This is a genomic window from Streptomyces sp. NPDC002835 (genome assembly GCF_053591995.1).
Genome location: NZ_JBSFUW010000029.1, coordinates 80,210 through 100,762 on the forward strand (window position 1 = coordinate 80,210; position 20,553 = coordinate 100,762).

Below are 20,553 nucleotides of genomic sequence, written 5' to 3' on the forward strand. Positions count from 1 at the left end.
CCCGGTGCGGGCACCGGACTGCGGGAGCGTCAGATCGTGGTTATGGGTTCCGGGGCGGACCGGGGCTGCCGCGTGGGCAGCCCGTCGGTCATGCCTCGGACGTTGTGTCGGTCGGGGCGGCGGCGTCGACGCCTTCGCCCTCTTCCTCGTGCGAGCCCTGGCGCTCGGCCTTGCGTGCGGCCTGGGCCTCACGCGCCTCGGCCATGGCCTCGGTCTTCTTCTTGTGGGGGCCGAGAACCATGATCATGTTCCGGCCGTCCTGCTTCGGGTTCGACTCGATGAAGCCGAGGTCCTCGACGTCCGACGCGAGGCGCTGCAGCAGACGGAAGCCAAGCTCGGGGCGGGACTGCTCACGACCACGGAACATGATCGTGATCTTGACCTTGTCGCCCTGCTTGAGGAACCGGACGACGTGACCCTTTTTGGTGTCGTAGTCGTGCGGGTCGATCTTCGGCCGGAGCTTCATCTCCTTGATGACCGTGTGCGCCTGGTTCTTGCGCGCCTCACGGGCCTTCATGGCCGACTCGTACTTGAACTTCCCGTAGTCCATGAGCTTGCACACGGGCGGACGGGCGTTCGCCGCCACCTCGACGAGGTCGAGGTCGTACTCCTGAGCAAGCTCAAGGGCCTTGGCAAGCGGAACAATCCCGACCTGCTCGCCGCTGGGACCGACAAGTCGCACTTCGGGAACGCGAATCCGGTCGTTGATGCGGGGCTCGGCGCTGATGGATCCTCCTAAGTAGCATCACGCGGATGTCTGGCAGACAGCCGCGCATACGTCTGTTTCAACAGACCAACCGCGCCGAGACGTCAAAAACGCCCCGGACGGGACACAGGCGGCAGCTCCATCAATACCGGAGCACCGCCGCGGTCGACCGCGGGGCGCACATCGGGCGACTCCATCGTCCGTACGGAACGATGGTGGCCGCCTGACCGGTGACCCGCCGTCCCGAGGGACGGCCAGGTGGGAGATCGGAGCCTCCACTTGTGGGCCGGACACGGACGTGTCCAGCCGGTCATCACACAAGGTTAGCAGCTCCCGGGGGCCGCGGCTAACCGGTGGCCGGGGCGGGGGCGCACGCGGCGGGGCATATCGTGTGCCTCATGAGTGACGCGACCTCCCCCGACGAAACACCCGGATCACCCGAATCGCCCGACTTCGACGCCATGACGCGTGACATCGCCGAGGTCCCGGCCGTCGAGGTGATCGTCACGGTCGCGGTGAACCTGATGAGTGCGGCAGCGGTGAAGCTCGGCCTCACCGAGGACGCCGAGGATCACAAGGACCTGGACGAGGCCCGCAAGCTCGTCCACGCGCTGGCCGGCCTGCTGGACGCCAGCACGACGGAGATCAGCTCCTTCCACGCGGCGCCGCTGCGGGACGGTCTGAAGTCGCTGCAGCTCGCCTTCCGTGAGGCGTCGCTGGTGCCGGACGAGCCGGGTCAGGGCCCGGGCGAGAAGTACACCGGCCCGGTCTACGGCTGACCCGGCGCTATCCCGCTTCCTTTACGTAGAAGGGCTCGCCTGGTGCGGCGGCCCCGGCCGGCAGCAGTGCCAGGTCGAGGCCCCGTACCAGGCGGGCCCTCAGTACGTCGTCGGCCGCCAGCGCCTGCGCGACGCGCCGGCCGGCCTCCGCGGGCGCCGTGTCCGCGGCCAGGAGCAGCGCCAGCGTGCCGTCGGAGTCCCGCCCGGGGCCGAGGTGGGCGCGCAGCACCGCGGGCTCGGCGGCGAGCGCCGTACGCAGGGCCTCGGTGACCGCGGGGTCGGCGAGCGGGTCGGTGCTCGTGCGGCCCTCGGCGAGGGCGAGCAGGGCGGGGCCGCTCAGCTGGTACGGGACGGGCCCGGCCAGGTCGAGCACGAGAGTGTCGGCCTTTTCGTGGGCGGCCGCCTGGAGCGCCTGGTGCAGGGGCACGGCGACGGGGCGGGCCTCCGGGTCCCACCGGGCGAGCGACGCGATCGAGGTGAAGGCCGGCAGGGCGCGGCGGGAGCCGGCCGTGAGCGTCGGCACGGCCATGTCGCTGGTCTTCTCGCGGCGCAGGCCGGTCTCCGCGTCCTCCTCGACCTCGCCGAGCACGGCGACGACGGGGACCAGGAGCCGGGCGCCGCGCAGCGCGTCGAGCACCGGCTGTTCGGCGGTGCGGTCCGCGGACCAGGCGGCGAGAGCCGCCTCAAGGGCCGGGTCGGCGGTGCCGTCGTCGTCGGAGAAGCCGGGGTCTGGGATGTTCTTGAGCGCCACCCGACGAGCCTAGCGTCCTGCCGGTACGGCCCGGCGGCCGGTCGGGGGCGGCGGGTGCGGCCGGTCAGGAGCGGCGGGTGCGGCCGGTCAGGAGCGGCGGGTGCGGCCGCCGCGCCACAGGGCGACGGCCATGGCCAGCAGCAGGGCGCCGAAGCCGCCGGCGGCCGCGGCCAGCCAGCCGCCGACCCTGACGGCCTCGTCGGCCGGCGCGGGGCCGGGGCCGAAGTACTCCTTGCTGTAGCCCGCGGTGGCCGCCGTCAGGTCGCCGGGGCGCAGTTTCGCGCCCTCGGTGAGCGCAGCCGCCGGGTCGACCATGCCGTAGCCCTTGGAGTCGTCGCGGCCGCCCTCGGGGGCGTCGCGTGCGGTGTCCATCAGGAGCCGCTTGACCTGGGCGGGCGTCAGCTCGGGATGCGCGGAGCGGATGAGGGCGACCGCGCCGGACACGAAGGCCGCGGCGGCGCTGGTGCCCCAGCCCTCGTAGTAGCGGCGGTCGGGGTCGGCTATCACGATGTTGACGCCGGGCGCGCTGACGGTGGCGTACCACCGGCGGGTGGAGAACGCGGCGTGGGCGCCCCAGCGGTCGACGGCGGTCACCGCGATGACGCCCGGGTAGGCGGCGGGGTAGGAGACGTGGTCGCCCTTCTCGCCGCCGTTGCCGGCGGAGGCGACGACGACCGAGCCCTTGGAGAGGGCGTACTGGACGGCCGCGTCCTCGCCGGCCTCGGGGTGGGCGGACTCGCTGTCGTCGCCGAGCGAGAGGTTGATGACGTCGGCGCCCTGGTCGGCCGCCCAGCGGATGCCCTCGGCCAGGGCGGTGCCGCGGGTCTTGCGGGCCCGGTCGCGGGCCTTGTCGCTGCCTTCGAGGATGACGCGGACCGGCAGGATCTTCGCCTCGGGGGCGATGCCGAGCACGCCGGCGTCCCGGCCCGGGCCGTGGCCGTGACCGGCGACGATGCCGGCCATGGCGGTGCCGTGCCGGGCCCACGCGCGGTCGCCGCGCGTGGCGCCGAAGCCGATGAAGTCCTTGCCGGGCAGTACGGAACCGGCCAGGTCGGGATGCTCGTCGTCCACCCCCGTGTCGAGCACCGCGACGGTCACGCCCTCGCCCTTGGTCGTCTGCCACGCCTCGTCCGTGTGCATCGCCTCGAGGCTCCACTGCTGGGCCCGGATGGAGTCGGCGTGCGCGGGTGACGCGGGCAGCACGACGAAGGCGGTGGCGACCAGGCCGGCGACGAGGCGGCGGGCGTGAGGGCGTCTCATCGGGGGTTCTCCGTGGCGTGGTCGGAGGAGGCGGGGCGTGTGGCGCGGTCGCCCGCGTCCGTGGTGCCCCCGTCGTTCCCGCCGTCCTTGCCGCCGCGCTTCGGGCCGACGGCGCGGCGCAGGGCCTCCTGGATGCGCTCCGCGACACCGGCGGCCTCGTGGCCGAGCCCGGCCTGGGCGGGGTCGCTCGTCGCGCCCTTGGCCCGGGCCTCGTCGGCGGGCTGCGGGTCGCTCACGGCACGGCCGTCGGCGAAGCCGGAGACCGCGTAGACGACGACGGGTGCCTCGGTCACGATCTCGACCGTCCAGGAGGCGCGCTGGTCGCTGCCGAAGCCGGCGGCGACGGTGCCCTTCGCCGGGAAGGTGCGGGGCATCAGGTCGGTGCGCTCGCCGAGCGACTCGGTCGTGAACCGGTTGTGCAGCGCGAGCATCCCCCGCTGGTCCGCCTCGGTGAAGACGAGCCCGACGGTGGTGACGCTGCTGGCCGTCGCGTCGGTGTACGTGGCGCGCAGCACCCGGGTGCAGCCCACCGGCTCGAGCGCCTTGGTGAGCAGCGGGTCGAGCGCGGCCGCGCAGTCGCCGTCGGGCGCGACCGCGATCCGCGTCCACGCCCGGTCGGCGCCGCCCGGGCCGGCGTCGTCGCCGGTGAGCGTACGGGGGAACAGGGTGTCCACGGGGACGCTGTGCCAGGCGGCCCGCACCTGGGCGTAGGTGGCGCCCTCCGCGGTGTCGGCGCTCGAGTCGCCGGTCAGCCAGGTGCCGGTGACGGCGCCGCCGATCAGCCCGAGCCCGAGCACGACGGAGGCGATGGCCCCGACGGTCCGCGCGGGATGCCGCGCGGGGACGGGACGCAGCCGCGTCGTCATCTCGGCCGGCGTCTCCGGCGGGATCCACAGCTGCGCGGGCGGCCGCGGCGCGCCGGCCCGCGGCGTCATGTCGACGCTGCCGACGGGGCGCGGCGGCCGCGCCGGGGGCAGCGGCGGGGACGGGTGCCGGTCGCTGATGGGGCGCAGCCGGGTGGTGGTCTCGACATCGGGGATCTCGCCGTCACCACGGCCGGGCGGCGTGCCGCCCGCGGACCGACCGGAGTCCCCCGCCGCCCCTCCGTCCCGCGCCTGCGGCACGGCGGGGGGTCGCGCGGCCGCCTGGCCGGGCCGGGGGCCCGGAGCCGTCGGACGCTCTGTCGCGCCGGGCGCCTGGCCGGGTCGGAGGTCGCCCGCGCCCCCGGTACGCGGCGGGGCAGCCGGACGCTCGGCGGAGAACGCGGTGGCGCCGGGTCCGTGGGCCCCGGGTGCCTGGCCCGCACGTGACGGCCCCGCGCCGTCGGTGCGCGGCGGAGGCGGACCCGTCGGGCGTTGCGGCAGGGGCGGGGTCGAGGGGCGCCGGGGGGCGTTCTCCGGCGCGGGCGGGACGTCGGCGGCGGCGTCCGGGGGGAGGAGCGCGTCCGAGATGCGGGAGCGGGGCGGGGGCTGCGGGCCGGCAGGGCGCTGCGCCTCCGTGCTCATGCCACCCCCCGTTGCTCACACACACATACTGCCGACGGATCACCGTCCGGGGCAGGCCCGTTCATGACTTCGTGCCGTCACTCTAACGGGCACGGCCGACGACCTCGGCCACGCGCCTGCGGTCCGTGGGGATCTGCCCAGAACATCCCCTACCCCGGGGTAATCGGGTCTGGCAAGCTCTGCCCATGACTCCCCGTGCCGCTGATCGGGCCCGCTACGACAGGGCCACCGCCCACCTCGACGCGCCGCTCGCGATCGTCGATCTCGAGGCGTTCGACGCCAATGCCGCGGATCTGGTGCGCAGAGCGGGCGGCAAGCCGGTCCGGGTCGCCAGCAAGTCGGTGCGCTGCCGGGCTTTGCTGGAACGGGTGTTGGCGACGGACGGGTTCGCGGGGATCATGTCGTTCACCCTGGACGAGTCGATCTGGCTGGCGCGGGCCGGTTTCGTCGATGTGCTGCTGGCCTATCCGTCCGCCGACCGTGCGGGTTTCGCGGAGCTCGCGGGTGATCCCAAGCTCGCCGCCGCCGTGACGGTGATGGTCGACGACCCGGCGCAGCTGGAGCTCATCGACCGGGCCCGCGCGGGCGGCGCGGAGGAGATCAGGATCTGTCTCGAAATGGACACCGCGCTGCGTCTGCTCGGCGGCCGCGTCCGGGTCGGTGCGCGGCGCTCCCCGCTCCGGGAGCCCGCCCAACTCGCCGAGCTGGCCCGGTCCGTGGCGCGCCGGCCGGGTTTCCGGCTGGTGGGGCTGATGGCGTACGAGGGCCATGTCGCCGGGGTGGGCGACTCGGTCGCGGGGTCGCCGGTGCGTTCGCGGGCCGTGCGGCTGATGCAGCGTGCGGCCCGTAAGGAGCTGGCCGCGCGCCGGGCCGCGGTGGTACGGGCGGTGCGGGCCGTGGCGCCGGAGCTGGAGTTCGTGAACGGCGGCGGCACCGGAAGTGTGCAGCACACGGCCGCGGAGGACTCGGTCACCGAGATCGCGGCCGGGTCGGGCCTGTATGTGCCGCGGCTGTTCGACAACTACACGTCGTTCACGGGGCGCCCGGCCGCGCTGTTCGCCCAGCCCGTGGTGCGCCGCCCCGGCGTGGGCGCGGTGACGGTGCTCGGCGGCGGGTATCCCGCTTCCGGTGCGGCGGGCCGGGACCGGCTGCCGGTGCCGTATCTGCCGGAGGGGCTGCGCTACGACCCCCAGGAGGGGGCCGGTGAGGTGCAGACTCCGCTGCTGGGCGCTGCCGCCGACGATCTGCTGATCGGGGACAAGGTGTGGTTCCGCCATGCCAAGGCGGGCGAGCTGTGCGAACGCTTCGACACGCTGCACCTCGTCGAGGGCGACCGGGTGACGGGCACCGCGCCGACGTACCGGGGCGAGGGCCGCACCTTCCTGTGACGGCGGGTGTGCGGTACGGGCCGGTCAGCCGGGCCCGATGCTGCTGCCGACGCCCCCTCCGGTGGCGTCGCCGACCGGGCGTATTCCGGCCGCGATCCGGTCCATGACCTCGAGCCCGGGCGCCGAGGACGCCGCGTCGAAGGCGAAGCGGACGACCATCAGCGCTCCGGTGCCCGCGGGTGAGGGGAAGGCGATCGTCTGGACGTAGCCGCCGGGGCCCTCGCCGGTGACGACCCGCCAGCGCACCAGATAGCCGGCCTTGCCGGCGACGGCGAAGTTCTGCGACTTGAGGACCGTGTGGGAGCGGATGCCGCCGTGGGGGCGTCTGCCGAGCCGGTCCTCGCCGTACACGGCCTCCGCGGCCTTGGCGACGTCCTCCTCTGCGAGGGTCTTGGCCGTGGTGTCCGCCGACGGCACGTTCGCCGCCAGGGACGACACCCGGGCGTGCCGGCAGAGGGAGGAGCCGCCTCCCGGGCAGTCGTAGGTCTCGTCCGTGTAGATCGTCGCCCCCTCTTCGAGGGAACTGTCCGCCCGTACCCAGCCGTCCGGGATGGCGAGGGTGATGCCGTTGAGCTGGTCCTCGAGGACGGTGGCGTCCGCGGACGCGGTGGGCGACGGGTCGGCGCTGTTCTCCGGCTCCGCCGTGGCCTTGGTCGGCTCGGCGCTGGTGCTCGGGGCGGCCTCCGGGGCGGACCCGTCGTCGTCGCGGCCGAGGAGTACGGCGCCGCCGGCGACGGCGGCGACGAGCACCACGCCGGCGACGGCCAGCGCGATCAGCCGCCTGTTGCCGCGGTTTCCTCCGCCGGCGCCGGGCTGCCGCATCGGTACGGTGTGCGGCTGCGGAGGCCCGAACGACTGGCCGCCCTGCCCGTACGGCTGGACCGGCGCCTGCGCGCCGGCGGCGGCCTGGGCCGCGCGGGAGTGCGCGGTCCAGGCCGTGCCGTCCCACCAGCGTTCGGAGTGGGGCGCCTGGGGGTCCGGGTACCAGCCGGGAGGGGTCGTCATGCTCATCCCGTCACCTTATGGGCGGCGGAAGGCCGGCCTACAGAGGGGTCACGTACGCCCCGGAGATCCCGCCGTCGACCAGGAAGTCCGTCGCGTTGACGAACGACGAGTCGTCGCTGGCGAGAAAGGCCACGGCGGCGGCGATCTCGTCCGCCTCGGCGAAGCGCCCGGCCGGGATGTGCACCAGTCGGCGTGCGGCCCGCTCGGGGTCCTTGGCGAACAGCTCCTGGAGGAGCGGGGTGTTGACGGGCCCCGGGCAGAGCGCGTTGACGCGGATGCCCTCGCGGGCGAACTGGACGCCGAGTTCGCGGGACATGGCGAGCACGCCGCCCTTGGAGGCCGTGTAGGAGATCTGGGAGGTCGCGGCGCCCATGATCGCGACGAAGGACGCGGTGTTGATGATGGAGCCGCGGCCCTGGCGCTGCATGTAGGGGATGGCGGCCTTGCAGCAGAGGTAGACGGAGGTGAGGTTGACCTCCTGGACGCGCCGCCACGCGTCGATGCCGGTGGTGAGGATGGAGTCGTCGTCGGGGGGCGAGATGCCGGCGTTGTTGAAGGCGACGTCGACGCTGCCGTAGGTGTCGTACGCCGCCTTGAACAGGGCGTCGACCTGTTCGGAGTCGGTGACGTCGACGCGTACGAAGGTGCCGCCCACCTCGTCGGCCGCGGCCTTGCCCGCCGTCTCGTCGATGTCGCCGCAGACGACGTTCGCGCCCTCGGAGGCGAGCCGGCGCGCGGCTGCCAGGCCGATGCCGCTGCCGGCGCCGGTGATCACTGCGGTGCGGCCTTCGAGGCGGCGGCAGAGCGGGGTCTCGGTCATGGTGTCTCAGGCCTCCGTGCTGATGAATACGTTCTTTGTCTCGGTGAAAGCGGTGAGGGCGTCGGGGCCCAGTTCACGGCCCAGGCCGGACTGTTTGTAGCCGCCGAACGGGGTCCAGTAGCGGACGCTGGAGTGGGAGTTGACGGAGAGGTTGCCGGCCCGGACGGCGCTCGACACGCGCAGCGCGCGGCCGACGTCGCGGGTCCAGAGCGACCCGGACAGGCCGTACTCGGTGGCGTTCGCGAGCCGTACGGCGTCCTCCTCGTCCTCGAAGGGCAGGACCACGGCCACCGGTCCGAAGACCTCTTCGCAGGCGGCGGGGGCGTCGGGCGCGAGGTCGGTGAGCACGGTCGGCGGGAACCAGAAGCCCGGCCCGTCGGGCGCGCTGCCCCGGATCGCCTTCGCGTCGTCGGACACGTAGCCGCGCACCCGGTCCAGTTGGGCGCGGGAGATCAGCGGGCCCATCTGCGTCTTCTCGTCGGACGGGTCGCCGACGACGACCGATTCGACGGCGGGGGCGAGCAGATCGAGGAACCGGTCGTACACCGACGCCTGCACGAGGACGCGGGTGCGCGCGCAGCAGTCCTGGCCGCTGTTGTCGAGGAACGACATGGGGGTGGCGGCCGCGGCGGCGTCCAGGTCGCAGTCGGCGAAGACGATGTTGGGGCTCTTGCCGCCGAGTTCGAGGGTCACCCGCTTCACGCGGTCGGCGCACTTGGCCATGATGCTCTTGCCGACCCGGGTGGAGCCGGTGAAGACGATCTTCGCGACGCCCGGGTGCTCGACGAGCGCGTTCCCCGCCACGTCGCCGGCGCCGGGCAGCACCTGGAAGAGGTGCTCGGGCAGACCGGCCTCCAGGGCGAGTTCCGCGAGGCGCAGCGCTGTCAGGGGTGTGGTCTCGGCGGGCTTGAGGAGGACGGCGTTGCCGGCGGCGAGGGCGGGGGCGGTGCCCCAGGCGGCGATCGGCATGGGGAAGTTCCACGGCGCGATCACGCCGACGACGCCGAGCGGTTCGAGCAGGGTGATGTTCAGGCCGCCGGGCACCGGGATCTGACGGCCGTTCAGCCGTTCCACTCCCCCGGCCGCGTAGTCGAGCAGGTCGCGGACGTTGCCGGCCTCCCACCGGGCGTTGCCGATGGTGTGGCCGGCTTCGCGGACCTCCAGGCGGGCCAGTTCCTCGAGGTGGCCGTCGACGACGGCGGCGAAGCGGCGCAGCAGCCGTGCCCGGTCCGCGGGGGCGGCGGCGGCCCACTGCCGCTGGACCTTCGCGGCGCGGGTGACGGCGGCGTCCACCTCGGCCGGCGTGGTCGCGGGGACGGTGCGTACGACCTCTTCGGTCGCGGGGTCGAGTACGTCGTGGTGCGTGTACGCCAAGGGGTGCCTCACATGCGTTCGAAGGAGCGGCGAAGCTCCCAGTCGGTCACCGCGGAGTCGAAGGCGTCGAGTTCGACGCGCGCCATGTTGCGGTAGTGGGCGACGACCTCGTCGCCGAAGGCGGCCTTGGCGATCGGACTGGTCTCCCAGAGCTCGGCGGCCTCGCGCAGGGTGGTGGGGACGTGTTCGTAGTCGCCCGCGTAGGCGTTCCCGGTGCAGGCGTCCGGCAGTTCGAGGCGCTGCTCGATGCCGTGCAGCCCGGCGGCGACCAGGCCGGCGACGGCGAGGTGCGGGTTGACGTCGCCGCCGGGGAGCCGGTTCTCGAAGCGCATGGACCGCCCGTGGCCGACGACGCGGAGGGCGCAGGTGCGGTTGTCGACGCCCCAGGCGACGGCGGTGGGGGCGAAGGAACCGGGCCGGAAGCGCTTGTAGGAGTTGACGGTCGGCGCGTACAGCAGCGAGAAGTCGCGCAGTGCGGCGAGCTGGCCCGCGAGGAAGTGGCGCATCACGGGAGACATCCCGCCGGGGCCGTCGCCGGCCATGACGCCCCGGCCGTCGGCGTCCTGGAGGGAGAGGTGGATGTGGCAGGAGTTGCCCTCGCGCTCGTTGTACTTCGCCATGAAGGTCAGCGAGACGCCCTCCTGGGAGGCGATCTCCTTCGCACCGGTCTTGTAGACGGCGTGCTGGTCGCAGGTGACGAGGGCCTCGTCGTACTTGAAGACGATCTCGTGCTGGCCGGGGTTGCACTCCCCCTTCGCGGACTCGACGGTCAGGCCGGCGCCGGTCATCTCGTTGCGGATGCGGCGCAGCAGCGGCTCGATGCGGCCGGTGCCGAGGACGGAGTAGTCGATGTTGTACTGGTTGGCCGGGGTGAGACCCTGATAGCCGCTGTCCCAGGCCTGCTCGTAGGTGTCCTTGAAGACGATGAACTCGAGCTCGGTGCCGGCGTGCGCCGTGTATCCGTGCTCCGCGAGGCGCTCCAGCTGACGGCGGAGGATCTGGCGGGGGGCGGCGACGACGGGCGAGCCGTCGTTCCACGCCAGGTCGGCGACGACGAGCGCGGTGCCCTCGTTCCAGGGAATGCGGCGCAGCGTGGTGAGATCGGGGTGCATGGCGAAGTCGCCGTAGCCGCGTTCCCAGGAGGACATCTCGTATCCGTCGACCGTGTTCATCTCGGTGTCGACGGCGAGGAGATAGTTGCAGCCCTCGGTGCCGTGTTCGACGACCTCGTCGAGGAAGAAGGGGGCGGCGAACCGTTTGCCCTGGAGGCGTCCCTGCATGTCGGGGAAGGCCAGGACGACGGTGTCGATCTCGCCGCTCGCGACGAGGGCCCGCAGCTCGTCGAGGGCGAGCGGTGGTTGTCGGTCTGCCACGGGATTGTTCCTCCTTGGGTCAGCCGGGAGCCATAAGGTATTACTGGAGACCATTGCTTGGGAAGGGGAAACGGCGAGGTGACGAAGACAGAGCGGACGACGGACGGGCCGGCGGACCGGCTGACCCCCGTACTGCGCCCCGTGCGCGCGGGCAACGGCTTCGAGGAGGCGCTCGAACAGATCCTCCAGCTGCTGCGCCTCGGACTGGTCCCCGGCGGGGAGCGGCTGCCGGCGGAGCGGGAGCTGGCCGAGCGCATGGGCATCAGCCGGGTCACCCTCCGGGAGGTGCTCAAGGTTCTCACCGACCAGGGCCTGGTCGAGAGCAGGCGCGGCCGCTACGGCGGAACGTTCGTGCTGCACCGCCCCGACAGCCCCGGCGAAGCCGAGCTGCGGCGCCGGGTCGCGGGCGTGGACGTCGAGGACACGCTGCGCTTCCGCGAGGTGCTGGAGGTGGGCGCGGCCGGGCTGTGCGCCGCGCACGGCCTGACGAACGAAGGGGCCGGGCAGTTGCGGACCGCGCTGACCGCGACGCACGACGCCCCGCTGCCGGAGTACCGCAGACAGGACACACTGCTCCATCTGACGCTGGCCGAACTGTCCGGCTCCGCCTCGCTCACCGCCCAGTACGCGGCCGTGCGGGCCACCCTGAACGACCTGCTCGACTGCATCCCGCTGCTGGTGCGGAACCTGGAGCACTCGCAGCACCAGCACACGGCCCTGGTCGAGGCGGTGCTGGACGGCGACCCGGACGCGGCGCGCGAGGTGATGCGCGAGCACTGCGAGGGGACGGCGGCGCTGCTGCGGGGGTTCCTGCCCTGACGGGCAGGGCTACGCGGAGCCTGGCCGGCGGCGATCCGTAACACCGGCTTTACGCACAGGGCTTGCGCTGCCGCCGCCCGGCCGCAAAGGTGTCCGCACAAACCTTTGACCTGAGCCAGGAGCGACCATGGCCGACGGCACCACATCGCGCATCCCGTCCCCCGCTCCCCCGTCGTCCGGGCCCGACGGGCCCGAAGGGGACGCCTATCTGAAACGGCGCACCCTGCGCAGGGGCAGCGCCGGCTGGCTGCTGCTGACCGGCCTCGGCGTCGCGTACGTCGTCTCCGGCGACTTCTCCGGCTGGAACATCGGACTCTCCAAGGGCGGCTTCGGCGGACTCGCCGTCGCCACCCTGCTGATGGGCGCGATGTACGCCTGTCTGGTCTTCGCACTCGCCGAACTGTCCGCGATCCTGCCCACCGCGGGCGGCGGCTACGGATTCGCCCGCCGCGCTCTCGGCCCCTGGGGCGGCTTCCTCACCGGCACCGCCATCCTCATCGAGTACATCCTCGCCCCCGCCGCGATCTCCATCTTCATCGGCGACTACGTCGAATCCCTGGGCCTGTTCGGGCTGGAGTCGGGCTGGCCGGTCTATCTGGCCTGCTTCACGGTCTTCATCGGCATCCACCTCTGGGGCGTCGGCGAGGCGCTGCGCTTCAGCCTGGTGGTCACCGCGATCGCGGTCGCGGCGCTGCTGATCTTCGCGGTGGGCGCGTTCACCGAGTTCAACGGCGGCGGACTCGACGACATCCCCGTCGACGCGGAGGCGTTCGGCTCGAACTCCTGGCTGCCGTTCGGTCTGCTGGGCATCTGGGCCGCGTTCCCCTTCGGCATGTGGTTCTTCCTCGGCGTCGAAGGCGTGCCGCTCGCGGCCGAGGAGGCGAAGGACCCGGTGCGCTCCATGCCGAAGGCCCTGTCGATCTCCATGGGCATCCTGGTGCTGCTCGCGCTGCTGACCTTCTTCGCGGCGAGCGGCGCCCGCGGTTCCGCCGCGATCCAGGAGGCCGGCAACCCGCTGGTGGTCGCCCTCCAGGGCGACGGCGACCCGACCGCGCTGAGCCGCTTCGTCAACTACGCGGGCCTCGCCGGTCTCGTCGCCTCGTTCTTCTCCCTGATCTACGCGGGCTCCCGGCAGCTCTTCGCGCTCTCCCGCGCCGGGTACCTGCCGCGCTTCCTGTCCCTGACCAGCCGCCGCAAGTCCCCCTACCTCGGGCTGCTGATCCCCGGCGCGATCGGCTTCGCGCTGGCGGCGGGCACCGGGAACGGCGCGCGGATGCTGAACATCGCCGTCTTCGGCGCCACGATCAGCTACGCGCTGATGGCCCTGTCGCACATCGTCCTGCGTCGCCGCGAGCCGGAGCTGCCGCGCCCGTACCGCACGCCGGGCGGTGTCGCCACCTCGTCGGTCGCCTTCGTGCTGGCGCTGTCGGCGCTGGTGGCCACGTTCCTCGTGGACAAGGACGCGGCGTTCATGGCGCTCGGCGTGTACGCCGTGGCGCTCGCCTACTTCGCCTTCTACAGCCGCCACCATCTGGTGGCACGGGCACCCGAGGAGGAGTTCGCGGCGCTGGCGGCCGCGGAGGCCGAGCTGGACCGTAGGTAGACCGGACGGATACGGAGGTGTGGTGGCCGTGTCGCAGCCACTGATCGGGATCAGTACGTACTGGGAGGCCGCCGCGCGGTGGGGCGTGTGGGAGCTGCCCGCCGCGCTGCTGCCGGCCGGATATCCGCGCCTCGTCCAGCGCGCGGGCGGCCTCGCGGCGATGCTCCCGCCGGCCGAGCCGTCCCTCGCCGAGTCCGTGGTGGCCCGCCTCGACGGCGTCGTCGTCGCGGGCGGCCCGGACGTGGCGCCGGAGCGGTACGGCGCGGACCGCGATCCCCGCACGGGGCCGCCGGCGCCCGAACGGGACGCCTGGGAACTGGCCCTGATCCACGCGGCCCTCGCGTCCGGGACGCCGCTGCTCGGCATCTGCCGCGGCATGCAACTGCTGAACGTCGCGCTCGGCGGGACGCTGGTCCAGCACCTCGACGGCCACACCGAGAGCGTCGGCGTCTTCGGCACCCACACGGTGAAGCCGGTGCCGGGCACGCTGTACGCCTCCCTGGTCCCGGAGACGTCCGCCGTCCCGACCTACCACCACCAGTCCGTGGACCGCCTGGGAACCGGCCTCGTCCCGAGCGCGCACGCGGAGGAGGACGGCACGGTGGAGGCGGTCGAGCGGGTGGGGACTGCGGGGTGGGTCCTGGGCGTGCAGTGGCACCCGGAGATGGGAAGGGACGAGCGGGTGATGGGTGGTCTGATCCGGGCGGCGGGGGGCGCGTAGCGCTGCGGGGGCGGAGCTGGGCAACTTCAGCCCGGCCGGCGATTGAGGCCACCGCCCGGAGGGCGGCACGGGGTCCGGGGCCTGCCCCGGTTCGGGAAGGGGCGGGCAGGGGAAAAAGCCCGCCGCCCCCGCCACGCGCCACCCCCTACCCCCGCGTCAGCCCCAGCAGGTCCCGCGCCGGCCCCGTCGGCCGTTGCGCGTGCGGCCAGACCGCCCGGAGGTCGCGTTCGAGGGCCACGCCCTCGACCGGGACCCGCGTCAGGCGGCGGGAGGCGAGTTCCTCCGTCACCGCGAGCTCGCTCAGGACCGCCGGCCCCGCCCCGCTGACGGCCGCCGCCTTCACCGCCGTCGTGGAGGCGAGCTCCATCAGCGGCGCGGAGAGCCCCCCGTACCGGGACAGCCCGGAGTCGAGCACCTGCCGGGTGCCGGAGCCCCGTTCGCGCAGGACGAGGGGCGTGCGGGCGAGTTCCTCGGGGGTCAGGGGGGCCCGGCGCCGCCGGGCCCACGGGTGGCCGGGGGCCACGACGACGAACAGCCGGTCGTGGCCGATGATCGTGCCGTCGAGGCCCTCCGGGACGGCGAGGCCCTCGACGAAGCCGAGGTCGGCCTCGCCGGACAGCAGCCGCTGCGCGACCGCCGACGAGTTGCCCGCAATCAGCGAGACCGCCGTGTCGGGCCGGTCGGCGCGGAGCGCGATGAGCCAGCCGGGCAGCAGGTACTCGGCGATCGTCATGCTCGCCGCGACCCGCAGCCGCGAGTCGCGCCGCCCCCGCAGCGCCTGCGCGCCCGCGTCGAACGCCTCGGCCGCCTCCACGATCCGCCGGGCCCAGTCGGTGACCAGCGCGCCGGCCTCGGTCAGTTGCGAGCCGCGCGGGGAGCGGTCGACGAGGGCGACGCCGAGCTGGCGTTCCATCGAGCGGACGCGGCTGCTCGCGGCGGGCTGGGTGATGCCGATCTCGCGGGCGGCCCGGCCGAGGCTCCCGTGCCGGGCCACCGCGAGCAGCAGTTCCAGCGCCCCCAGGTCGGGCACCCGGTGGTTCAGCGGCACACGCGGCTCGTCGCTCATAAGACCAGCTTATGAGGCGATAGCAACAAGGTCCCTGGTGGGGCCGGGTCGCCTCGGCGAACGTGAGGTCATGGTCACCGCCGTACAGCCCCACCCCCTCGCTCCACCGCCGGTCGGGGCCGCCGCCGACACGCCCCGTGTGCGCTCGCTCCGGCAGCTCGGCCCGAACTGGTACGCCGCCGTCATGGGGACGGCGATCGTCGCGAGCGCCGGGGTCGCGCTGCCGGTGGACGTCCCCGGCCTGCGGGCGGCGTGCACCGGTGTCTGGGCGCTGTCCGCCGTACTGCTGGCCGTGGTGTCCACCGCCCGGGCCGCGCACTGGGTACGCCACCGGGACCGGGCCCGGGCCGATCTCCTCGATCCCGCCGTGGCCCCGTTCTACGGCTGCCTGTCGATGGCGCTGCCGGCCGTCGGCGCCGGCACGCTCACCCTCGGCGGTGACGTGGTGGGCGAGGGCGCGGCCACCGCGGCCGGGTTCGTCCTGTTCGGGGCCGGGACGCTGCTCGGGCTGGTGATCGCCGTCGCCGTGCCGTATCTGATGATCGCGCGCCACCGGATCACGCCGGGCAGCGCGTCACCGGTGTGGCTGCTGCCGGTCGTCGCGCCGATGGTCTCGGCCTCGACGGGGCCGCTGCTGGTGCCGCGCCTGCCGCCCGGGCAGTGGCGCGAGGCGATGCTGCTGGCGTGCTGCTCCATGTTCGGCCTGAGCCTGCTGGCGACGCTGCTCGTCCTGCCCATGGTGTTCGCGCGGCTGGTGCACCACGGCCCGCTGCCGCTCGCCCTGACCCCGGCGCTGTTCCTCGTCCTCGGCCCGCTCGGCCAGTCGACGACCGCCGCGGACAAACTGGCGGACGCCGCGCCGGCCGCGGTCGACCCGGCGTACGCGTCCGGGCTCGGCGTCCTGGCCGTCGCGTACGGCGTGCCGGTGACGGGGTTCGCCCTGCTGTGGCTGGCGCTGGCGGCGGCGATGGTGCTGCGCGCCGCCCGGCACGGTATGCCGTTCACGATGGGCTGGTGGGCGTTCACGTTCCCGGTCGGCACCTGTGTGACCGGCTCGGCGGCGCTCGCGGAGCGTACGGGACTGGTGGCGTACGCATGGCTGTCCGTCGCGCTCTACGCGTTCCTCGTCACGGCGTGGGCGGTCGCCGGGGCGCTCACCGTACGCGGTCTGCTGCGCCGGGAACTGCTCGCCGTGCCGCGGCCAGGGCCGCGCCGAGCACCGCGGGAGCCCGGACCAGGGACGGCCCGTACCAGGTGAGATACCGCCCGTCGACCAGCGCGGCGGGCAGGCCGGGGAAGGCCTCAGGGCCGTCGTCGGCGGTGAAGCGGTACGGCTCGTCGGGCAGGACGACGGCCCGGGCGCCGCTCGCCCGCAGCTCGTCCAGCGGGATACGCGGGTAGCGCTCGGCGTGCCCGGCGTACACGTTGTCGACGCCGAGCCGGGCGAGCACCTCGCCGGCGAAGGTGTCGCGGCCGAGCACCATCCACGGCCGGCGCCACACGGGCACCACGGCCCGCAGCGGCGGCAGCGGTTCGACGGCCGCCCACGCCTCCTCGGCCTCGTCCAGCCAGCGGGGGCGGGCGAGCGAGCAGCCGGTCACGAGCACCCGCTGCAGTTCGCGGAAGGCCTGGTCGAGGCCCCGTATCTCGGTGACGAGGACCTCGGTGCCCGCGTCGCGCAGCGCGGCGAGGTCGGGCGCGCGGTTCTCCTCCTCGTTGGCGATCACCAGATCGGGCCGCAGGCGCAGCACCGCTGCCACGTCCGGGTTCTTGGTGCCGCCGATCCGGGCGGCGTCGAGGTCCGGCGGATGGCTGCACCAGTCGGTGACGCCGACGAGGAGGCCGGGCGCGGTGACGGCGATCGCCTCGGTCAGCGAGGGCACCAGGGAGACGACGCGCACCGGGGCCGCCTCAGCCGCGCGGATCGCTGGTCGTTGCGATGTACTCGGATACGGCGACGACGAGGATGCGGGTGTCGGGGGTGGTGGCCCGCCAGCGGTGCCGTACACCGCCGGAGAGGAACAACGCGTCACCGGGGCCCAGCCGGTAGGCCCGCCCCTCGGCCTCCACCTCGACGGCGCCGTCCGCGACGTACAGCAGCTCGTCGTTGCGGTGCTCGAACTCGCGGGCGGTCTCCTGCTCCCCGGTGAACTCCAGGGCGTTCAGCTGGTGCCGTCCCCGGACCAGGGCGCGGATGCCGTCGGCGGGCCCGGAGGTGCGGGCGTCGTCGCCGGCGCGTACGAGGTCGACGGTGCGTCCCGCGTCGGAGGCGGCGAGGAGCCGCTGCGCGGTGGTGTCGAGGGCGTCGGCGACCCGCTGGAGGGAACGCGTGCTGGGCCGGGCCCGCTCGTTCTCGATCTGGCTGAGGAAGGGCACGGAGAGTCCGCTGCGGGCGGCGACGGCGGCCAGGGTGAGGCCGAGGTTCCTGCGGCGCTTGCGCACGGCCGCGCCCACCCGGAGAGGTTCTTCTCTCTCCTTGGTGTCCTTCACGTCCTTGGTGTCCATGGGCCGGGCTCCCCTCCCCTGGGTCCTGTCTCACCTTACGCATCATCGGCCCACCCGTACTCGACAAGCGCCTGAGCAAAGGCCTGTGAGGGCCCGGACCCGGCGCGGACGGGCGCCGGAAAGGGGTGGATCCCGCCATGTCGGCGGGATCCACCCCTTCGCGTGAGGGCCCGGCAGTGCCCGGGGCGGCTATCGCGGTGCGATCTCGTCCGCGATGCCCGGATTTCGCTCCATCCAGGCCTGCACGACCTCTTCCTCGTGTCCCGTGCCGTGCTTCTGGATCTCGTTCTCCGGGCCGGCGAGCTGCTCCTCGCTCAGCTCGAAGTCCTTGAACCACTTCGTGAGCTGCGGATACTGCTCCGGGAAGTCCTTGGACGCGACGGTGTAGCGGTGCCTTCCACGCCGATCGCGATGACGTGGCCGTGGGCGGTCAGGAAGGCCAGGGCCGCGGCGTGTCCGGCAACGGTGGTTGCGAACTCGGCGTCGGCGAGGTGGCCGCCGTTGTCACTGGCGACCGCGACGTGGAGGGTGTCGGCGTGGGAGTCGACCCCGCCGTACACGTCCTGGTCCGCCGTGTCTGGTGCCGCCGCTGATGTCATGCTGACGGTGCCCCTTCCCAGCTGGAGGTGGGCACCGGCCGGGTGGCGCAGACAGGACATTGAAGGGGCTTCCAGACCAAGCTCCTATCAGGTCATGTTCCGCCCGGCCGGAGCCATGAGAACAGGTCCCGGCGACCGGACAGAACAACGGGAAGACAACCCAGCAGGGCGTCAGTCAGTGGCTGGGCCACGATCACCGGAACCTGAGTATCAGCATCAATGTCAGTGGCGTGCGGCATCATCGTGCCCGTGACCCGACGCCTGATGCTCCTCGACACCGCTTCCCTGTACTTCCGGGCCTATTACGGGGTCCCCGACTCGGTCCGGGCCCCCGACGGCACCCCGGTCAACGCGGTGCGGGGCTTCCTCGACTTCGTCGCGCGGCTGGTCCAGGACCACCGGCCGGACGACCTGGTCGCCTGCTGGGACAACGACTGGCGCCCCCAGTGGCGCGTCGACCTCATCCCGTCGTACAAGGCCCACCGCGTCGCGGAGGAGCACGACCTCGGGCCGGACGAGGAGGTCGTCCCCGACACCCTCACGCCGCAGGTCCCGCTGATCGAGGCGGCGCTGGCGGCGGTCGGCATCGCCCGCGTCGGCGCCGACGGGTACGAGGCGGACGACATCATCGGCACGCTCACCGCCCGCGCGAGCGGCCCGGTGGACATCGTCACCGGCGACCGCGACCTGTTCCAGCTGGTCGACGACGCGCGTGAGCGGCGCGTGCTGTACCCGCTCAAGGGCGTCGGCACCCTCCAGACCACGGACGAGGCGTGGCTGCGCGACCGGTACGGGGTGGACGGGCCGGGCTACGTCGACCTGGCGCTGCTCCGCGGCGACCCGAGCGACGGGCTGCCCGGCGTGCCCGGCATCGGTGAGAAGACCGCGGCGAAGCTGCTCGACACGTACGGCGACCTGGACGGGATCATGGCCGCGGTCGGCGACCGCACCTCGAAGCTGACGCCCGCGCAGCGCCGGCGGCTGGACGAGGCCCGGGGCTATGTCGCCGTCGCGCCGAAGGTGGTCCGGGTCGCCACGGACGTCGTACTGCCCGACTTCGACCCGGCGCTGCCCGCCGCACCGCGCGACCCGGTCGCCCTCGGCGAACTGGCGGAACGGTGGGGGCTGGGCGGGGCGGTGGTGCGGCTGCTGAACGCACTGAAGCGCTGAGGCGCCGCACCCGGGCGCGAGGATGTTAACTTAGGTAAGCCTAAGCAACTGACTTCGTCCATTCGTCCTGGGGAGCGCCACCGTGGCAGACCGAGCGGAACGACCGGCCCGCACGTCACCGAAGGTCCACGAGGCCGAGGTGGTGCGCACGGAGCGGCTCACGCCGCACATGGTGCGGGTGGTGCTCGGGGGCGAGGGGCTGGCCGCGTTCGAACTCGGCGGCTACACCGACCACTACGTCAAGCTGGTCTTCCCGGCCGAGGGCGTCACCTATCCGGAGCCGTTCGACATGGACCGGATCCGCGAGGAGCTGCCGCGCGACAAGTGGCCCGCGAACCGGACGTACACGGTGCGGCACTGGGACGCCGCGCACCGCGAGCTGACGATCGACTTCGTCGTCCACGGCGACGAGGGCCTCGCCGGCCCGTGGGCGGCCCGGGCCCGCGTCGGCGACACGATCCGCCTCCTCGGCCCCGGCGGCGGCTACGCCCCGGCCCCGGACGCGGACTGGCACCTCCTCGCCGGCGACGAGAGCGCGCTGCCGGCGATCGCCGCGGCGATGGAGCACATGCCGCCGGGCGCGGTCGTCCACGCCTTCGTCGAGGTCGACGGCCCCGACGACGAGCAGAAGGCCGTCACCCCGGACGGCACGGAGATCACCTGGCTCCACCGCGGCGCCCGCCCGCCCGGCGAGGCCCTCGTCGAGGCGGTTTCGGCGCTGGACTTCCCGGCGGGCAGGGTCTGCGCGTTCGTCCACGGCGAGGCGGCCTGCGTGAAGGACCTCCGCCGCTTGCTGCGGGTGGAACGCCGGGTCCCCAAGGAGCACCTGTCGATCTCTGGCTACTGGCGCCAGGGCAAGACGGACGAGGCGTGGCGCGCGGTGAAGCGCGAGTGGAACGAGCAGATCGAGCGGGAGCAGGAGGAACGGGGGGCGTAGCGCCTGGGGCGGGCTGTTCCCCCACCCGCCCCTTCCCGAACCGGGCTCCGCCCGGACCCGTACCGCGCTTCGCGCGGTGCCTCAAACGCCGGCCGGGCTGACTGTGTCAGCCTCGCCGGCGTTTGAGGCGCGGGGGTCCGGGGGCGGAGCCCCCGGTTACGGGAAGGTGGGG

Annotated in this window: 20 protein-coding genes and 1 pseudogene; 8 read left to right on the plus strand and 13 right to left on the minus strand. The window is 73.6% G+C overall.

Going from position 1 to position 20,553, the window contains the following annotated elements; genetic code table 11:
- Positions 1-88: 88 nt before the first annotated feature.
- Positions 89-727: a translation initiation factor IF-3 gene (gene infC / locus ACWD01_RS26865; RefSeq protein ID WP_451165384.1), complete on the minus strand. Its 639-nt coding sequence runs from the start codon at positions 725-727 to the stop codon at positions 89-91.
- Between the two features lie 377 nt (positions 728-1,104).
- Here infC and ACWD01_RS26870 point away from each other — a divergent pair, with 377 nt between their 5' ends.
- A complete protein-coding gene (locus tag ACWD01_RS26870) occupies positions 1,105-1,485 on the plus strand; it encodes a DUF1844 domain-containing protein (RefSeq protein WP_356895068.1) in 381 nt (126 codons plus the stop codon).
- Positions 1,486-1,492: 7 nt separating this feature from the next.
- Here ACWD01_RS26870 and ACWD01_RS26875 read toward each other — a convergent pair whose 3' ends face one another.
- From ACWD01_RS26875 to ACWD01_RS26885, 3 genes are all read right to left on the minus strand, one after another.
- Positions 1,493-2,236: an SseB family protein gene (locus ACWD01_RS26875; protein ID WP_451165365.1), complete on the minus strand. Its 744-nt coding sequence runs from the start codon at positions 2,234-2,236 to the stop codon at positions 1,493-1,495.
- 87 nt (positions 2,237-2,323) lie between these two features.
- A complete protein-coding gene (mycP, locus tag ACWD01_RS26880) occupies positions 2,324-3,496 on the minus strand; it encodes a type VII secretion-associated serine protease mycosin (RefSeq protein WP_451165366.1) in 1,173 nt (390 codons plus the stop codon).
- Entirely contained in the window at positions 3,493-4,431 is a 939-nt protein-coding gene (locus ACWD01_RS26885) for a hypothetical protein (RefSeq protein ID WP_451165385.1), read from the minus strand. Before ACWD01_RS26885 ends, mycP begins: the two co-directional genes overlap by 4 nt.
- A gap of 755 nt (positions 4,432-5,186) precedes the next feature.
- Here ACWD01_RS26885 and ACWD01_RS26890 point away from each other — a divergent pair.
- Positions 5,187-6,389, plus strand: coding sequence for an amino acid deaminase/aldolase (locus ACWD01_RS26890; RefSeq protein WP_451165367.1), 1,203 nt, complete (start codon positions 5,187-5,189; stop codon positions 6,387-6,389).
- 24 nt (positions 6,390-6,413) lie between these two features.
- Here the strand turns inward: ACWD01_RS26890 and ACWD01_RS26895 are convergent, their stop codons facing one another.
- From ACWD01_RS26895 to ACWD01_RS26910, 4 genes are read right to left on the minus strand one after another with little or no spacing between them, the layout of a single operon-like run.
- Entirely contained in the window at positions 6,414-7,400 is a 987-nt protein-coding gene (locus tag ACWD01_RS26895) for a DUF2510 domain-containing protein (protein WP_451165368.1), read from the minus strand.
- Between the two features lie 31 nt (positions 7,401-7,431).
- The gene (locus tag ACWD01_RS26900; protein WP_451165369.1) at positions 7,432-8,214 is read right to left on the minus strand and encodes a 3-oxoacyl-ACP reductase; all 783 of its coding nucleotides are present in this window, start codon (positions 8,212-8,214) and stop codon (positions 7,432-7,434) included.
- 6 nt (positions 8,215-8,220) lie between these two features.
- Entirely contained in the window at positions 8,221-9,588 is a 1,368-nt protein-coding gene (locus ACWD01_RS26905) for an aldehyde dehydrogenase family protein (RefSeq protein ID WP_451165370.1), read from the minus strand.
- 8 nt (positions 9,589-9,596) lie between these two features.
- The gene (locus ACWD01_RS26910) at positions 9,597-10,961 is read right to left on the minus strand and encodes a glutamine synthetase family protein (RefSeq protein ID WP_451165371.1); all 1,365 of its coding nucleotides are present in this window, start codon (positions 10,959-10,961) and stop codon (positions 9,597-9,599) included.
- Between the two features lie 78 nt (positions 10,962-11,039).
- Between ACWD01_RS26910 and ACWD01_RS26915 the strand changes: the two genes are divergently transcribed.
- The 3 genes from ACWD01_RS26915 (at position 11,040) to ACWD01_RS26925 (ending at position 14,104) form a co-directional block, all read left to right on the plus strand.
- Entirely contained in the window at positions 11,040-11,780 is a 741-nt protein-coding gene (locus ACWD01_RS26915; RefSeq protein WP_356895086.1) for a FadR/GntR family transcriptional regulator, read from the plus strand.
- Positions 11,781-11,907: 127 nt separating this feature from the next.
- Positions 11,908-13,383, plus strand: coding sequence for an ethanolamine permease (gene eat, locus ACWD01_RS26920; protein WP_451165372.1), 1,476 nt, complete (start codon positions 11,908-11,910; stop codon positions 13,381-13,383).
- A gap of 28 nt (positions 13,384-13,411) precedes the next feature.
- The gene (locus ACWD01_RS26925; protein WP_451165373.1) at positions 13,412-14,104 is read left to right on the plus strand and encodes a gamma-glutamyl-gamma-aminobutyrate hydrolase family protein; all 693 of its coding nucleotides are present in this window, start codon (positions 13,412-13,414) and stop codon (positions 14,102-14,104) included.
- A gap of 145 nt (positions 14,105-14,249) precedes the next feature.
- Here ACWD01_RS26925 and ACWD01_RS26930 read toward each other — a convergent pair whose 3' ends face one another.
- The gene (locus ACWD01_RS26930; protein WP_451165374.1) at positions 14,250-15,170 is read right to left on the minus strand and encodes a LysR family transcriptional regulator; all 921 of its coding nucleotides are present in this window, start codon (positions 15,168-15,170) and stop codon (positions 14,250-14,252) included.
- A 70-nt stretch (positions 15,171-15,240) separates the two neighbouring features.
- On the opposite strand from ACWD01_RS26930, the gene ACWD01_RS26935 reads away from it, so the two are divergent.
- Positions 15,241-16,428, plus strand: coding sequence for a TDT family transporter (locus ACWD01_RS26935; RefSeq protein WP_451165375.1), 1,188 nt, complete (start codon positions 15,241-15,243; stop codon positions 16,426-16,428).
- On the opposite strand, the gene ACWD01_RS26940 is transcribed toward ACWD01_RS26935, so the two are convergent.
- The 4 genes and pseudogenes from ACWD01_RS26940 to ACWD01_RS26955 all read right to left on the minus strand — a co-directional run bounded on the left by ACWD01_RS26940 (position 16,325) and on the right by ACWD01_RS26955 (position 18,274).
- Positions 16,325-17,071 carry a helical backbone metal receptor gene (locus ACWD01_RS26940; protein WP_451165376.1) on the minus strand — a complete coding sequence of 249 codons (747 nt, stop codon included), beginning with the start codon at positions 17,069-17,071 and terminating at the stop codon, positions 16,325-16,327. The genes ACWD01_RS26935 and ACWD01_RS26940 overlap by 104 nt on opposite strands.
- Positions 17,072-17,081: 10 nt before the next feature.
- Positions 17,082-17,675, minus strand: a complete 594-nt coding sequence (locus ACWD01_RS26945; RefSeq protein WP_451165377.1) for a helix-turn-helix domain-containing protein — start codon at positions 17,673-17,675, stop codon at positions 17,082-17,084.
- 189 nt (positions 17,676-17,864) lie between these two features.
- Positions 17,865-18,059, minus strand: a pseudogene (locus tag ACWD01_RS26950) (glycine betaine ABC transporter substrate-binding protein); the annotation flags it as partial.
- The gene (locus ACWD01_RS26955; protein ID WP_451165378.1) at positions 17,990-18,274 is read right to left on the minus strand and encodes a hypothetical protein; all 285 of its coding nucleotides are present in this window, start codon (positions 18,272-18,274) and stop codon (positions 17,990-17,992) included. The gene ACWD01_RS26955 and the pseudogene ACWD01_RS26950, both read right to left, overlap by 70 nt.
- 264 nt (positions 18,275-18,538) lie before the next feature.
- Here ACWD01_RS26955 and ACWD01_RS26960 point away from each other — a divergent pair, with 264 nt between their 5' ends.
- On the plus strand, positions 18,539-19,444 hold the full coding sequence (locus tag ACWD01_RS26960; RefSeq protein ID WP_451165386.1) for a 5'-3' exonuclease: 906 nt from the start codon (positions 18,539-18,541) through the stop codon (positions 19,442-19,444).
- Positions 19,445-19,526: 82 nt separating this feature from the next.
- Positions 19,527-20,381 carry a siderophore-interacting protein gene (locus ACWD01_RS26965; RefSeq protein WP_451165379.1) on the plus strand — a complete coding sequence of 285 codons (855 nt, stop codon included), beginning with the start codon at positions 19,527-19,529 and terminating at the stop codon, positions 20,379-20,381.
- Positions 20,382-20,553 lie beyond the last annotated feature (172 nt).